Raw genomic sequence first — 15,391 nt, 5'->3', positions numbered from 1 at the left:
CAAAAGAAAAGGGCGGCATTTCTGCCGCCCTTTTTTGTTACGCTGCGGTCAGCTTGAGAGCGCCGTCGCCTTCGTCGACTTTGATCGTCGAGCCGTCCTTGACCTCGCCCTTCAGGATCAGGTCGGCGAGCGGGTCCTGCAGATATTTCTGCACCGCACGCTTGAGCGGCCTTGCGCCATAGACGGGGTCGTAGCCGACTCGGCCGAGCCAGGCGCGCGCGGCGTCGCTGAGGTCGAGCGTCACCTTGCGATCATTGAGCAGCTTCTGGACGCGCGCGACCTGGATGTCGACGATGCCGCCCATATGCTGCTGCGCGAGGCGGTTGAAGAGCACGATCTCGTCGAGCCGGTTCAGGAACTCGGGCCGGAAATGCGCACGCACGACCTCCATCACCGCGGGTTCGGCCTGTTCGATCGGCGCGTCGTCGGGGAGCGCCGCGATCGCCTGGCTGCCTAGGTTCGAGGTCAGGATGATGAGCGTATTGGTGAAATCGACCGTGCGGCCCTGCCCGTCGGTGAGGCGCCCGTCATCGAGCACCTGGAGCAGGATGTTGAACACGTCGGGGTGCGCTTTCTCAACCTCGTCGAACAGCACGACCTGATAGGGCCGGCGGCGCACGGCTTCGGTGAGCGTGCCGCCCTCTTCATAACCGACATAGCCCGGCGGCGCGCCGACGAGCCGCGCGACGCTGTGCTTCTCCATGAATTCGGACATGTCGATGCGGACCATCGCATTGTCGTCGTCGAACAGGAAGCGCGCGAGCGCCTTGGTGAGCTCGGTCTTGCCGACGCCCGTCGGGCCGAGGAAGAGGAAGCTGCCGAGCGGGCGGTTGGGATCCTGAAGCCCCGCACGCGCGCGGCGCACCGCGGTCGAGACGGCGCGCACCGCATCGTCCTGGCCGATCACGCGCTTTTCGAGTGTCGATTCCATCGCGAGCAATTTCTCGCGCTCGCCTTCCATCATCCGGTCGACGGGGATGCCGGTCCATTTGCTGACCACCGCGGCGATATCGTCGGCGGTGACTTCCTCGCGCAGCATCGCATTGCCCGCCGCGGCCTGCGCCGCTTCGAGCTGCTTCTCGAGGCCTGGGATGGTGCCGTAGCTGAGCTCGCCCGCCTTCGCGAGGTCGCCCGCGCGCTGCGCCTGGTCGAGCGCCGAACGCGCGGCGTCGAGCTCTTCCTTGATCTTGGCCTCGGCGTGGATCTTGTCCTTTTCGGCGTGCCACTTCTGGGTGATCTCGGCCGACTGCTGCTCGAGATTGGCGAGTTCGGACTGCAAAGTCGTGAGCCGGTCCTTCGACGCGGCGTCGCTTTCCTTGCCGAGCGCCGATTCCTCGATCTTCATCTGGATGATGCGGCGATCGAGGTTTTCGATCTCCTCGGGCTTCGATTCGACCTCCATGCGGATACGGCTCGCCGCCTCGTCCATCAGGTCGATCGCCTTGTCGGGCAGGAAGCGGTCGGAGATATAGCGGTTCGACAGCGTCGCGGCGGCAACGATCGCGCCGTCGGTGATCCGCACGCCATGGTGCAGCTCGTACTTCTCTTTGATGCCGCGCAGGATCGAGATCGAATCCTCGACCGTCGGCTCGCCGACGAAGACCGGCTGGAAGCGCCGCTGGAGCGCGGGGTCCTTTTCGACATGCTTGCGATATTCGTCGAGCGTCGTCGCGCCGATGCAGTGGAGTTCGCCCCGCGCGAGCGCGGGCTTCAGGAGGTTCGAGGCGTCCATCGCACCCTCGCCCTTGCCCGCGCCGACCAGCGTGTGCATCTCGTCGATGAAGAGGATGATCTCGCCCTCGGCGGCCTTGACGTCGTCGAGCACGCCCTTGAGGCGCTCCTCGAACTCGCCGCGATATTTGGCGCCGGCGATCAGCGCGCCCATGTCGAGCGACAGCAGGCGGCGGTCCTTCAAACTGTCGGGCACGTCGCCGTTTACGATGCGCAGCGCGAGGCCTTCGGCGATCGCGGTCTTGCCTACCCCGGCTTCGCCGATCAGCACCGGGTTGTTCTTGGTCCGGCGCGCGAGAATCTGGATCGTGCGGCGGATCTCCTCGTCGCGGCCGATGACCGGATCGAGCTTGCCCTCGCGCGCGACTTCGGTGAGGTCGCGGGCGAATTTCTTGAGCGCTTCGTAGCGGTCTTCGCTGCTCGCCGTGTCGGCGGTGCGCCCGCCGCGCAGGTCATTGATCGCGGCGTTGAGCGCGTCCGCCTTCACGCCCGCGTCGGCGAAGGCTTTGGCGACCGGCGTGCCCGCCGCCAGTACCATCGCGAGCAGCAGCCGCTCGACGGTGACGAAGCCGTCGCCGGCCTTGGTTGCGACCTGCTCGGCCTGGTCGAGCAGGCGCACGGCATCATTGTCGAGGCCCGGGGTCGCCTGCGCGCCCGACCCCGACACCGCGGGCACCTTGGCGAGCAGCGCGTCCACGCCCTGTACGGCGCGCGCGGCATCGCCGCCGCTCTTGGCGATCAGCCCGGCGGCCATGCCCTGATTGTCTTCGAGCAGTGCTTTCGCGACATGCTCGGGCGAAATCCGCTGGTGGTTCATGCGGATCGCGATCGTCTGCGCCGCCTGCAAAAAGCCCTTGGCGCGGTCGGTAAATTTTTCGAGGTTCATTCAGAAATCCCCTTTCTCGTCGCCAGAGATAGTGTTGCTATTTGGCAACACAAGGGGCGATCACCCGGTTCGCGCCGCCCTGAAAAGGGTTCACGCGGAGGCGCGGAGACGCGGAGAAGAAAAGAGAGAAGATTCGCGCAGAGGCGCAGAGGACGCAGAGGAGAGAGAAATAGGGGCGCCGCCGCTGTCATTCTCATTTTCTCTCCGCGTCTCTGCGTCTCCGCGTGAACCATATTCTCTGCGCTTTCTGCGGCTCTGTGCGAATCCTTACTGCCCTTCGCGCGCGAGCTGGTCGAGCAAGCGCACGCCGAAGCCGGACATGCCCTTGGGCACCAGCGGCGAGGCGCTGTCGGCCTGGTTCACGCCCGCGATGTCGAGATGCGCCCAAGGCGTCGTCTCGGCGACGAAATAACCGATGAAATGCGCGCCGATGCTGGCGCCCGGGCCCGCGCCGGGCGCGATGTTGCGTACGTCGGCGATGTCCGATTCGATCTTCTTCGCGTAATTTTTGTGGAGCGGCATGCGCCAGAGTTCTTCGCCGCTCGCGCTGCCCGCCGTAAGCAGTTGCGCGGCGAGCGTCTCGTCGCGCGCGAACAGCCCGGCATATTGGTTGTCGAGCGCGCCTACGATCGATCCGGTCAGCGTCGCGATATTGACGATCGCGCGCGGCTTGTACTTGTCGGCGACATATTCATTGGCGTCGGCGAGCACGAGCCGCCCTTCGGCATCGGCGTTGAGCATCTCGATCGTCTTGCCCGACATGGTGCGCACGACGTCGCCGGGGCGCTGGGCGTTGCCGTCGGGCATATTCTCGGCGAGCGCCGCGACCGCGACGACATGCACCGGCGCCTTCGATTTGGCGAGCGACAGCACGGCGCCCATCGTCGATGCGGCGCCCGACATGTCGCCCTTCATGTCCCACATGCCGCTGCCCGGTTTCAGCGAAATGCCGCCCGAATCGAAGGTGATGCCCTTGCCGACGAAAGCGAGCGGCGCGGCGTCGCTGCTGCCGCCGCGATAGCGCACCGCGAGCAGGCGCGAGCCGCGCGGGCTGCCCTGACCGACGCCGACGAGCGTCCCCATGCCGAGTTTGCGCATCGCCGCCTCGTCGAGCACCTCGACCGTAATCCCGGGGACGCCGGCAAAGGCCTGGCGCACTTCGGCGATGAAGCTTTCGGGATAGACGACATTGGCGGGCTCGTTGGCGAGGTCGCGCGACAGGCGGACGCCGTCGGCGAGCGGCCGCCAGCGCGCGGCGAAGGCCGATCCGGCGGCGGCGCTGTCGCCGCCGACGATCGTTACGGTGTCGGCGGGGGGCGTTTTGCGGTCGACGGTCTTGTAGCGGTCGAAGCGGTACTGGCCGAGCGCAAAGCCATAGCCCGCCTCGGCGCCCTGCGCCCCGGTGAACGCGCCGGTCAGCGTCACCGGCTGCGCGTCGGACTTGAGTTCCTGCGCCGCTTTGCCGCTCGCCTCGGCGAGCGCGAGCATCGTCGGCGCGGTGCCGGTGCCGACGAGCAGGATGCGGCTGTGCGCGCCGATCCCGCGCAGCGACAGCGTGGCGTTGGCTTTGCCGTCGAACTTCGCATTGGCGATCGCGGATTCGATCGCGGCGCGTTCGCCCGCGCCGACGCCGACCGCGTCGAGCGCTGGCAGGGTCGCGTCGGCCATCAGCACCACCAGTACGCCCTTGGCGGGCGCGCTCGCGGCGAAGCCGATCGGGCGCTCGGCGCTGTTGGCGACACTGCCGGGGACGACGCCCGAGCCGGTCACGTCCTGCGCCAAGGCGGCGGGGGCCGTCAAAGGCGCGAGCGAGAGGCAGGCGGCGAGCAGCAGGCTTTTGGTACGCATCAAACGGAAACTCCCTGTTATTCCATCACTATCGGTCCGTTTCTTGACCTAGCACGCGCGGCCCGACCTGCAATTGCCTCTCGACGAACGACAGACGCTTGCCATCGAACCTGCACGCGGTCAGACAGTCGCGTTCGTGAGCCGACGCAAAAGGGACCGAGATGCTGCGCAAACTGGGAATCGGGCTGCTGGTCCTGCTGCTGTTGACCGTGATTTCGCTGGCGGTCTGGGAGCCGCTGACCGCTAAGGCACCCGCCGCGCCGAGCTTCAAGCCGACCGACGTCAGGATCGCGCGCGACAAGTTCGGCGTCCCGCACATCTTCGGCAAGACCGATGCCGATGTCGCCTATGGCGTCGCCTATGCCCATGCCGAGGATGATTTTGCGACGCTGCAGGAAGTGCTCGCGATGACGCGCGGGCGCGCCGGGGCGATGCTCGGGCAGGATGGCGCCAAGATCGACTATGCTGCGGCGCTGCTCGATATCCGCACGACCACCGCGCGCGACTGGCCGCGGCTGCCGAAGGATGTGCAGGCGCTGTTCACCGCTTATGCGGCCGGGCTCAATCGCTACGCCGACAAGCATCCGGACGAAGTGCGGCTGTCGAAGCTGTTCCCGGTGACCGGCGAGGATGTCGTCGCGGGTTTCGTGCTGCGCTCACCCTTCTTCTTCGGGCTCGATTCGACGCTCGGCTCGCTCGTCGAAGGCAAGGAGATGGGGCGGGAGGGCGGCCCCGAACTCGACGCCACCGGCAAGATCGTACCGCGCAAGGACACGCCGCTCGGCAGCGATCCCGCCGCCAATGGGTCGAACGCGATGGCGGTCGCGCCAGCCCGTTCGACGGACGGCGCGACGCGGCTCGTCTCCAACTCGCACCAGCCCTGGACCGGCGGGGTCGCCTGGTACGAACTGGTGGTGCATAGTGAGGAGGGCTGGGATTTTGCGGGCGCGAACTTCCCCGGCTCGCCATACCCCTTCCTCGGCCACAACAAATATCTCGGCTGGACCAACACGGTGAACCGGCCCGATCTGATCGACATCTACAAACTCGTGCTCGACGAGAGCGGCGAGAATTATCGCTTCGACGGCCAGTGGCGCCCGCTCGAGGCGAGGCGGGTGTGGCTCAAGGTCAAGTTCGGCCCCTTCGTGCTGCCGGTGCCGCGCATGGTCTATCGCTCGGTCCATGGCCCGGTGATCAGGAACGCCCAGGGCGCCTTCGCGATCCGCTACGCCGGGATCGACCAGGCGAATATGGTCACCCAATATTATAGGCTCAACAAGGCGAAGAATTTCGCCGAATGGCGCGCCGCGATGGCGGGGCAGGGCGTGCCCGCGACCAATTTCATCTATGCCGACGCCGCAGGCAATATCGGGATGTTCTATAACGCGATGTTCCCCGACCGGCCGGCGGGCTATAATTGGCGCGGCATATTGCCGGGCGATCGCTCGGCCGATCTGTGGACCAAGACGCTGCCGTTCGACCGCGTCCCCGCGCTGGTCAATCCGGCGTCGGGTTATGTGATGAACGCCAACAACACGCCGTGGGTCGCGGCGGGTCCGGGCGACGAACTCGACGCGGCGGCTTTTTCGCCGCTGCTCGGAATCGAGGACGATATGAGCAACCGCGCGTCGCGGCTGATCGACCTGTTCGAGGCGTCGGGACAGATCGACGAGGCGCGGTTGAAGGCGATCAAATATGACACCGCTTATGCGAAGACCGGCTATGCCAAGGCGTGGATTGATCGCATCCTCGCACTGAACCTGAAGGGCGATGCCGAACTCGCGCAGGCGCAGGCCTTGCTACGCGCATGGGACTGGAACCTCGATGGCAAGGGGCAGGGCGATGCGCTGGCGCTGATGGTGCTGCGCCCCGCGAACCGCGTCCATTACCAACGGCTCGCCGAACGCCCCGACCCGCGCGAGACGCTGAAGGAAGCCGCCGACCATCTGCAGCAACATTTCGGCACGCTCGATCCCAAGCTCGGTACCGTGCTGCGGCTGCGCCATGGCGAGGGCGATCACCGTGTCGACCTGCCGCTCGACGGCGGCAACGATACGATCCGCGCCTCGACCCTGTGGGACGTCGAGCCCGACGGCCGGCTCAAGGTCCGTCACGGCGACAGCTTCATCATGTTCGTGACCTGGGGCAAGGACGGCAAGCTCAAGTCCGAATCGATCCAGCCGTTCGGATCGGCGACGACGCGCCCCGAGAGTCCGCATTATAACGATCAGGCGCCGCTGTTCGTGCGGCACCAGTTGAAGCCGGTGCTGTTCGACCCCGCGGCGCTGTGGGCGACGAAGCCGGGCGTCTATCGGCCTTGAACCGGCACGCGCGCCGTCCTAAACCGTTGATACAGTGCCGTCCGGCACCCCGGTCGCATGCAGGCCAAACCCGCGCCTGCTCCTGATTTCAAGAGGATTTTCATGCCCCGTTTTCACCGCTTCGCTGTTGCCCTTGCCCTGTCGACCTCGCTCGTCGCCGCCGGCCCCGCACTCGCCAAGGCCAAGGCGGCCGACCCCGCGCCGATCGCCGACCTCGTCAAGGCGGTCGACATTCCGTATCAGGCGTTCACGCTCGACAACGGCCTGCGCGTCATCGTCCATGAGGACCGCAAGGCGCCGGTGATCGCGGTGTCGGTGTGGTACCGTGTCGGGTCGAAGCACGAACCCAAGGGCAAGACGGGTTTCGCGCATCTGTTCGAGCATCTGATGTTCAACGGGTCGGAAAATTCGCCGGGCGATTTCTTCGAACCGCTGCAGCAGGTCGGCGCCACCGACGAGAATGGCACGACCAACGTCGACCGCACCAATTATTTCGAGACGGTGCCGACCGGCGCGCTCGACATGGCGCTATTCCTCGAAAGCGATCGCATGGGCCATCTGCTCGGCGCGGTGACGCAGGAGAAGCTCGATAACCAGCGCGGCGTCGTCCAGAATGAAAAGCGCCAGGGCGACAACAATCCCTATGGCCTGCTGCGTTACGAGATTTTCGAAAATCTCTTCCCGACCGGCCATCCCTATCACCACAGCACGATCGGCTCGATGGGCGACCTCAATTCGGCAAGCCTCGACGACGTGAAAAAGTGGTTCACCGACAATTATGGCCCGAACAATGCGGTGCTGGTGCTCGCGGGCGACATCGACGTCGCGACCGCCAAGACCAAGGTGCAGCAGTGGTTCGGCGATATTCCCAAGGGTCCCGAAGTGAAGGCGCCGGCGACGTCGGTCCCGACGCTGCCCGCGCCGCTCGCCAAGGAGGTCAAGGACCTTGTCCCGACGACACGCATCTATCGCATGTGGGCGATTCCCGGCCTCAACGATGCCGACGCGATCCCGCTGCAGATGGCCATGTCGGTGCTCGGCGGCCTGTCGTCGTCGCGGCTCGACAATGCGCTGGTGCGCAAGGACCCGGTCGCGGTCAGCGTCTCGGCCTTCGCCCAGCCGTTCGAGGATGCCGGCATCCTGCTCGTCCAGGCCGATGTGAAGCCCGGCGTCGATACCGCCCTCGTCGGGCAGCGTCTTGACGAAGAGGTCGCCAAATTCCTCGCGAGCGGCCCGACCGCCGACGAGTTGCAGCGTGCGGCGGCGAGCTATCTGGGGGCGGCGATCTCGGGGCTCGAATCGGTCGGCGGCTTCGGCGGCAAGGCCGTCGCGCTCGCCGAGGGCGCGCTCTATTCGAACGATCCGGGCTATTACAAGGTCGAGCTCGACCGCATGGCCAAGGCGACCCCCGAGCAGGTCAAGGCGGTTGCCAACAAATGGCTGTCGCGCCCGGCCTTTTCGCTGACCTATGTTCCCGGCGAACGCACCGAGGGCGGCGAGAATCGCGGCGGTGCGGTAACCGGCAAGGTCACGGCGGCGGTCGAACCCGACCGCTATTGGAACCCCGCGCTCGGCGATGTCGGACCCGATACGGGTTTTGGCACCTCAATCGCCGACCGGTCGCAACTGCCGGCGGTCACCGATCTCAAGGCGCTGGAATTCCCGGCCATCGAACGCGCCAAGCTCAAGAATGGCATCGAGGTCGTTTTCGCCAAGCGTAGCGCGGTGCCGACGGTCAATGTCGCGGTCAGCTTCGACGCCGGCTATGCCGCCGATCCGCATGATGCGCTCGGCACCCAGTCGCTGATGCTCAGCCTGATGGACGAGGGCACCAAGAGCCTCGATTCGATCGCTTTCGCCGAGGCCAAGGAGCGGCTCGGCGCACAGATCGACGGATCGGCCAACGCCGACGAAACGGTGTTCGAACTGTTCGCGCTGAAGCCGAACCTCGCGCCGTCGCTGACCCTGCTCGCCGACTATATCCGCAATCCCGCCTTCGACGCGAAGGAACTTGAGCGGGTGCGCGCGCAGCAGCTCAACCGGCTGAAGGCCGAACTCAACAATCCGAATGCGATCGCTTCGCGCGTACTGATGCCGGTGCTGTACGGCGCCGACCATCCCTATGGCATTCCGCCGTCGGGCCTTGGCGATGCCAAGGCGGTGACCGCCGCGACACAGGGCCAGCTCGCATCGTTCCATTCGACCTGGATCCGCCCGGACACGGCGCGCATCTTCGTGGTCGGCGACACGACGCTGAAAGAGGTGACCAGGCAGCTCGAAACCGCCTTCGGCAATTGGAAGGCGCCCGCGACGGCGAAGCCGACCAAGCATTTCGAGGTCGCGATCCCGGCGCCGCAGCCGCGCATCCTGCTTTTCGACCGCCCCAAATCGCCGCAGTCGGTGATTCTGGCGGGCAAGGTGCTCGATGCCAAAGGCACCGACAAGCTGGAGGTGCTGCGTTCGGCCAACGATATTTTCGGAGGCAGCTTCCTGTCGCGCTTCAACACCAATTTGCGCGAGACCAAGGGCTGGTCCTATGGCGTGCGGACCCGGATTTCGAGCGACAAGGACCGGATCGCCTGGATCGCCGCGGCGCCGGTGCAGGCCGACCGCACCGGCGATTCGATCAAGGAACTGCAGAGCGACCTCAAATCCTTCCTCGGCGACAAGGGCGTCACCGCCGAAGAGTTGCAGCGCACGACCAACGGCAATGTCCGCGAACTGCCGGGCAGCTTCGAAACCTCGGGCGATGTGCTGGGCGGACTGCGCGCGATCGTCAAATATGGCCGACCGGACAATTATTACGAAACCCTGCCCGCGACCTATGAAGCGATGACGACCGCGGAGATCGACGGAGCGGCGCGCAAGGCGCTGAGCACCGAGGGCCTCGTCTATGTCGTCGTCGGCGATGCCGCGACGGTCAAACCACAGCTTGACGGATTGGGTCTGCCGGTGGAAACGGTGACTCTCGATAACTAACATCAGTTTCAGTAAGGAGAGCCCAGATGTCCCAAGTCGATGGCAGCTATGATTGCGTGACCAAGTCGCCGATGGGCGACCAGAAGTCGGTCTTCACCGTCACCAGCGACGGCGCGACCTTCACCGGCCAGAATGCCGGTGCGATGGGAGCGCTCGATGTGGAAAATGGCAAGGTCGACGGCAACAAGCTGACCTGGACCATGAACATGAAGGTGCCGATGCCGATGACGCTCGAAGCCGAAGCGACGATCGACGGTGACACGCTGACCGGCACGATCAAGGCCGGTCCTTTCGGTTCGATGGCGATGACCGGCACCCGCCAAGGCTGATCGCCGCAACGCCTGGAAACAGACGAAGGGCCGCCTCCACCCGGAGGCGGCCCTTTTTCTTTGCATAGCTTTGCCGGGCCGGAGGGGGTGGCCAAACTGCGGGGGCGAGCGCATAGCGCTGCTGCAATGCACAATAATCCTTCCGCCCCCCCGCCCGAAACCGCGCGTCCCCTTCCGGGCCAACGCGAGATGGTTGTGATGATGGCGATGGTGATGGCGCTCAATGCGCTCGCCATCGACTCGATGCTTCCCGCCCTGCCCGCGATCGGCGAAGGGCTGGGGGTGACGGTCGCCAACGACCGGCAATATGTGATCTCGACCTATCTGCTCGGCATCGGCTTCGGCTCGCTCCTCTATGGTCCGCTGTCCGATCGCTTCGGGCGCAAGGGCGTGCTGGTGCCCGCGCTCTTTGCCTATGTCGCCTTTTCGATCGGCTGTGGTCTCGCGACCAGTTTTCCGATGCTGCTCACGCTGCGTTTCGGACATGGCGTCGTCAGCGCGGCGCTCGGCGTGATTGTCGTCGCGGTGATCCGCGATCTTTTTTCGGGCGATGCGATGGCCAAAAGGCTGTCGATGATCTTCCTCGTCTTCATGATCGTTCCGGCGATCGCGCCGACGATGGGCGCGGGGGTCGCCGCCGTCGCGGGTTGGCGTTCGATCTTCATCGTCCTCGCGGTGATGGGCGTCGTCATGCTGTTCTGGCTGCGACGGCTGCCGGAAACGCTCGACCCCGCCGACGTCCGTCCGCTCGACCTGCGGACCATGATCGCGGGCTGGGCGACGGTGACGCGCCATCGCCGCGCCGCGGGTTACATGTTCGCATCGGGCATGATGCAGGGGTCGCTCTATGGCTATCTCAACAGCAGCGAACAGATCATCGCCGATGTGTTCCAGGCGCGAAACCTGTTCCCGCTGGTTTTCGCGTTCGTCGCGACCGGCATCGCGATCGCCAATTTTTCCAACGCGGCGATCGTCGAGCGTTTCGGGGCGCGGCGCGTGTCGCAATGCGCGGTCTTCGCCTTCATGGCGACGGCGAGCATGCAGATATTGGTGGCGCTCAGCGGCGGTGAGACCTTGTGGATGTTCACCGCGCTGATGATGGTCAATGTCGGGCTGATCGGTTTTATCGGCAGCAATTTCGGCTCGATCGCGATGGAGGATTTCGGCCATATGGCGGGCGTGGCCTCCTCCTATCAGAGCTTTGCCAAGACCCTGCTCGCGGCGACGGTCGGCGCGCTGATCGGCCAGCAATATGACGGCACGACGCTGCCGCTCGCTTATGCCTTCCTGATGTCGGGGGTGTTGGGTCTGGCGCTGGTTTATTGGGCCGAGCGCGGCAAGCTGTTCACCCGGCCGGGGACGGCGCCGAAAAGTCCCTTCTGAAAAAAGCGAAGGGGCCGCCCCGGCCATTGCCGGGACGGCCCCTTTCGATTTCTGGCCGTTTAGCGTCAGTTGATCGGCGCGTGCGGTTCCAGATCGTCCTCATGCACCTCGACGATGCCGCGACCGAGATGGCTGCGGCTGCGGCTGTAGAGGAAGTAGATCAGCAGCCCGATCGCACCCCAGATCGGCAGCACGAGCATCGCGTCGAGCGGCAGGTTGAAGAACAGGAACACCGTGCCGGCGATGGTGGCGGGGCCGATCAGCCACAGCGCGGGCGTCCTGAACGCACGCGGCGTGTCGGCGGCGGTCTTGCGCAGGATCATCACCGCGACGGCGACCATCATGAACGCATAGAGCGTGCCGGCATTGGCGATGTCGGCGAGCTTGCCGACCGGCAGGAAAGCGGCGGCGAAGGCCACAGCCGCACCGGTGATCGCGGTGATGATGTGCGGGGTCTTCCACTTGGGATGGACCTTGCTCCACGATTCGGGGAGCAGGCCGTCGCGGCTCATCACGAAAGCGACGCGGGTCTGGCCGAACAGCAGGATCAGGATGACCGACGGCAGCGCGACGAAGGCGGCGATACCGAGCATGTTGCCGACGCCCGACCAGCCGATCTGGCGCAGCACATGCGCAAGCGCTTCGTTCGAGCAGACGAGCGGCAGCTGGTCGGCGGCGAAGGTCGCGCACTGGCGTGCCAGTTCTTCCGAGCCGGCGGGGAAGGGGATGCCGTTCGGGCCCATGATCGGCTGACCACCGACGGTGCCGATCGCGCCGGCGGCGACGAGGATGTAGAAGACGGTGCAGAAGAGCAGCGAGCCGATCAGGCCGATCGGCACGTTGCGTTGCGGATTCTTGGTTTCTTCGGCCGCGGTCGAAACCGCGTCGAAGCCGACATAGGCGAAGAAGATCGTCGCCGCCGCGCCGACCGCGCCGAGGCCCGAACCGAAGCCGCCGAAGACGCCGGCGGGCAGGAAGGGATTGAACTTGTCGGTCGAGAAATAGTCGCTGGGCAGCGTCAGCACGATGAAGGCGGTGAGTGCGGTGACCTTGATCGCGACGAGGATCGCGTTGACCCGCGCGCTTTCGGTCGTGCCGATCATCAGCAGCCAGGTGACGAGCAGGGCGATGACCACGGCGGGCAGGTTGATGAACCCGCCTTCGATCCCGCCGAGCGCCAGTGGCGCGCCGGCGAGGTAGGATGGCAGCTGTATCCCGAGGAACTCATTCAATATCGTTCCGGTGAAATAGCCGGACCACCCGACCGACACCGCGGACGCCGCGACCGCATATTCGAGGACAAGGGCCCAGCCGACGGTCCAGGCGAGAACCTCGCCCATCGTCGCATAGGTGTAGGTATAGGCGGAACCCGCGACGGGGATCATCGCGGCGATTTCAGCGTAGCAGAGCGCGGCGACGATACAGATCAGCCCCGCGATCGCGAAGGCGAGCATCAGGCCTGGCCCGGCCTTTTGCGCGCCGGCCGAGGTCAGCACGAAAATGCCGGTGCCGATGACGCAGCCGATGCCGAACAGGGTGAGCTGGAACGCACCGAGCGTTCGATGCAGCGACTTTTTCTCGGCGGTGGCCAAGATGGCGTCGAGCGGTTTGACGCGACCAAATATCATCCAAAATTCCCCTTTGGGACCCGGTGTGGGCCTCTCATGGCGGGGTAGAGTAAACGCTCCTCCCGTCAGCGCAACTTAATTTCACGGGGCCGAAAGACGGATTCGGGTGGGTCCAACCCGGTTTATCGCACCGTGAAACGCACGCGGTCGACCATGCGACCGCCGGGGTCGACGAGCGCGAGCATATGACTGCCGGGGCGTGGTAAAATCTGTTGCCCGGCGTCGGCGTCGCCGAGCATCACCTTGTCGAGGATCAGGCGATAGCCGGTGACTTCGCCGCTGACCGCGATGCCGAGCCGCTGGCGATCGAGCGGGATGTCGGGGTCGAGCGCATAGACGCTGCCGCTGACCGGGCTGGTGATGCGCGGGCGCCGCGCGGCGGCGGGGGCGGCGGCCATTTCGGCCTGGCCGGTGCCGCGGATGAAATATTCGCGGCGCGGCGGCTCGCGGGTGCCGGGCAGCGCGATTTGGCGGGCCTCGACATCGGCGGGCATCGCGGGGGCCTTGCCGGGGTTTCCGGCGTGGAGTGCCATCATCACGTCGCGCCAGACGGGCGCGGCGCCCGAGGTGCCCGATACGGCGCGCATCGAATCGCCCTCGAGATTGCCGACCCACACCGCGACGGTGAAGCGGTCGGACCAGCCGATGCACCAATTGTCGCGCATGCCCTTTGACGTGCCGGTCTTCGCGGCGGCCCAGAAGGGGAGGCGGAGCGCGCTGTCGGCGCCGAAGGCGTCGGTGCGGGCGGAGGCGTCGGCGAGGATGTCGCCGACGATGAAGGCGGCGGCGGGGCTGACGATGGCGCGCGGACCTTCACGATCATCGCGCATATCGACGAAGTGCACGGGGGACCAGTTGCCGTGATTTGCGAAGGTTCTGAAGGCGTTAGCTTGTTCTACCAGCGAAACCTCCGCGGAACCCAGCGCCAGCGAGAATCCATAATATTCGCCGTCCTCGCCGAGGCCGTGATAGCCGAGCGCCCACAGGCGGTCGCGGAATTGCTGGACGTCGTCGATCAGCAGGGTGCGGACGGCGGGGACGTTGAGCGACGAGGCGAGCGCGTGGCGGACGCTGACCGGCCCCTTGAAGCTATGGTCGTAATTCTTGGGCACATAAAGGCCCGAGGCGGTGTCGAGCTGGACCGGGCTGTCGTCGAGGATCGAGGCGGCGGTGAGCCAGCGATGCTCGATCACCTGCGCATAGAGATGCGGCTTGAGGGTCGAGCCGGCCTGGCGCCGCGCATTGGCGCCGTCGACCTGCGCCGCGGTTGATTTCAAACCGACGCCGCCGACATAGGCGAGCACGTCGCCGGTGGCGTTGTCGAGCACGACGACCGCGCCGTCGCGGACGCGGTCGGCACCAAGGCCCGCGAGCTGGCGCTTGAGCGCGACGATCGCGGCCTCCTGGATCCGGCGGTCGATCGTGGTGGTGACGCGCTTGCCGGGCTTGTCGAGCAGGCGGACCGCGAGGTGCGGCGCGAGCGCGGGGTCGAGCTGCGCGATGCGTTCGCCCGAGACGAGCGTCGCGGCGGCGCCGCGGATCGCGGTGCAATCCTTTGCGCCGGCCACGCGGCAGGCGCGTTGCCCGAGCGTTTCGGCGCCCGCCGCGGGGTTGGGAAGCAGCCCGGCGAACAGCGCGGCGTCGGTGTGGTCCATGTCGGCGGGGCTTTTGCCGAACAAGGCGCGGGCGCCGGCGCCGATGCCCTGCGTCTCGCCGCGCAGGGGGACGAGGTTGAAGTAGGCCTCGAGCATCTGCTCGCGCGTCCAGTGCGCGGCGAGGTCCTGCCCGGCGCGCATCTGACGAATCTTGTTCAGCCAACCGCGCTGGCCGGGGAGCGCGAGGTCGGGGGCGAGGAAACCCGCGAGCTGCATCGGCAGCGTCGAGGCGCCGCGCGAACGGCCGCCGGTCCCCCCCAAATTCAGGCGCGTTTTCGCGGCGCTGGCGATCGCGAGCCAGTCGACCCCGCCGTGCGACCAATAGCGTTTGTCCTCGCTGGCGACGACGGCGGCGCGGACGGCGGGCGCGATGTCCTTCAGCGGCACCCAGGCCATGCGGCGGCGTTCGAAATCGACGCGCTCGCTGTCGAGCAGACGGCCGTCGCGGTCGTAGAGCCAGGCTTCGCTGGGTTTCCAGTCGGCGCGGACGTCCTCGTAGTCGGGCATCGCGGGGGGCTTGGTGAGGAGGTGCGCGGCGGTGACGAGGATGAGGAGGGCGAGCGCGGTCCAGGCGAGGGCGTCGCCGATGCGGGATTTGCGGGGGACGGGCCCAGTCATCGCCTTTGCGCGC

At 66.2% G+C, this 15,391-nt stretch carries 8 protein-coding genes; 4 read left to right on the top strand and 4 right to left on the bottom strand.

Translation table 11 applies throughout. From position 1 onward, the window contains the following. Positions 1-37: 37 nt before the first annotated feature. On the bottom strand, positions 38-2,617 hold the full coding sequence (gene clpB, locus AC3WS4_RS20235) for an ATP-dependent chaperone ClpB (protein ID WP_492737789.1): 2,580 nt from the start codon (positions 2,615-2,617) through the stop codon (positions 38-40). A gap of 267 nt (positions 2,618-2,884) precedes the next feature. Beyond that, positions 2,885-4,465, bottom strand: coding sequence for a leucyl aminopeptidase (locus AC3WS4_RS20230; RefSeq protein WP_492737787.1), 1,581 nt, complete (start codon positions 4,463-4,465; stop codon positions 2,885-2,887). Positions 4,466-4,626: 161 nt separating this feature from the next. Between AC3WS4_RS20230 and AC3WS4_RS20225 the strand changes: the two genes are divergently transcribed. From AC3WS4_RS20225 to AC3WS4_RS20210, 4 genes are all read left to right on the top strand, one after another. Further along, positions 4,627-6,786: an acylase gene (locus AC3WS4_RS20225; protein WP_492737785.1), complete on the top strand. Its 2,160-nt coding sequence runs from the start codon at positions 4,627-4,629 to the stop codon at positions 6,784-6,786. Between the two features lie 102 nt (positions 6,787-6,888). Further along, positions 6,889-9,765: a M16 family metallopeptidase gene (locus AC3WS4_RS20220; protein WP_492737783.1), complete on the top strand. Its 2,877-nt coding sequence runs from the start codon at positions 6,889-6,891 to the stop codon at positions 9,763-9,765. A 26-nt stretch (positions 9,766-9,791) separates the two neighbouring features. Continuing rightward, positions 9,792-10,094 (top strand): hypothetical protein, encoded by a 303-nt coding sequence (locus AC3WS4_RS20215; protein ID WP_056342353.1) that lies wholly within the window; start codon positions 9,792-9,794, stop codon positions 10,092-10,094. 189 nt (positions 10,095-10,283) lie between these two features. After that, positions 10,284-11,477, top strand: coding sequence for a multidrug effflux MFS transporter (locus tag AC3WS4_RS20210; RefSeq protein WP_492737781.1), 1,194 nt, complete (start codon positions 10,284-10,286; stop codon positions 11,475-11,477). Positions 11,478-11,542: 65 nt separating this feature from the next. On the opposite strand, the gene AC3WS4_RS20205 is transcribed toward AC3WS4_RS20210, so the two are convergent. Then, positions 11,543-13,105 (bottom strand): amino acid permease, encoded by a 1,563-nt coding sequence (locus tag AC3WS4_RS20205; RefSeq protein ID WP_056342360.1) that lies wholly within the window; start codon positions 13,103-13,105, stop codon positions 11,543-11,545. Between the two features lie 122 nt (positions 13,106-13,227). After that, positions 13,228-15,378 carry a penicillin-binding protein 1C gene (pbpC, locus tag AC3WS4_RS20200; RefSeq protein ID WP_492737779.1) on the bottom strand — a complete coding sequence of 717 codons (2,151 nt, stop codon included), beginning with the start codon at positions 15,376-15,378 and terminating at the stop codon, positions 13,228-13,230. Between the last annotated feature and the right edge of the window lie 13 nt (positions 15,379-15,391).

The organism is Sphingopyxis sp. EU05-FHT14B03 (assembly GCF_058790875.1).
Note: the sequence above shows the minus strand (reverse complement) of the source record. Positions and strands in the feature narration are given on the sequence as shown.

Bases quoted from the DNA above. Each gene is read 5' to 3' on its own strand.
- clpB (WP_492737789.1), bottom strand. From the start codon at position 2,617: ATGAACCTCGAAAAATTTACCGACCGCGCCAAGGGCTTTTTGCAGGCG.
- AC3WS4_RS20225 (WP_492737785.1), top strand. From the start codon at position 4,627: ATGCTGCGCAAACTGGGAATCGGGCTGCTGGTCCTGCTGCTGTTGACC.
- pbpC (WP_492737779.1), bottom strand. From the start codon at position 15,378: ATGACTGGGCCCGTCCCCCGCAAATCCCGCATCGGCGACGCCCTCGCC.
- AC3WS4_RS20210 (WP_492737781.1), top strand. From the start codon at position 10,284: ATGGTTGTGATGATGGCGATGGTGATGGCGCTCAATGCGCTCGCCATC.
- AC3WS4_RS20220 (WP_492737783.1), top strand. From the start codon at position 6,889: ATGCCCCGTTTTCACCGCTTCGCTGTTGCCCTTGCCCTGTCGACCTCG.
- AC3WS4_RS20205 (WP_056342360.1), bottom strand. From the start codon at position 13,105: ATGATATTTGGTCGCGTCAAACCGCTCGACGCCATCTTGGCCACCGCC.
- AC3WS4_RS20230 (WP_492737787.1), bottom strand. From the start codon at position 4,465: ATGCGTACCAAAAGCCTGCTGCTCGCCGCCTGCCTCTCGCTCGCGCCT.
- AC3WS4_RS20215 (WP_056342353.1), top strand. From the start codon at position 9,792: ATGTCCCAAGTCGATGGCAGCTATGATTGCGTGACCAAGTCGCCGATG.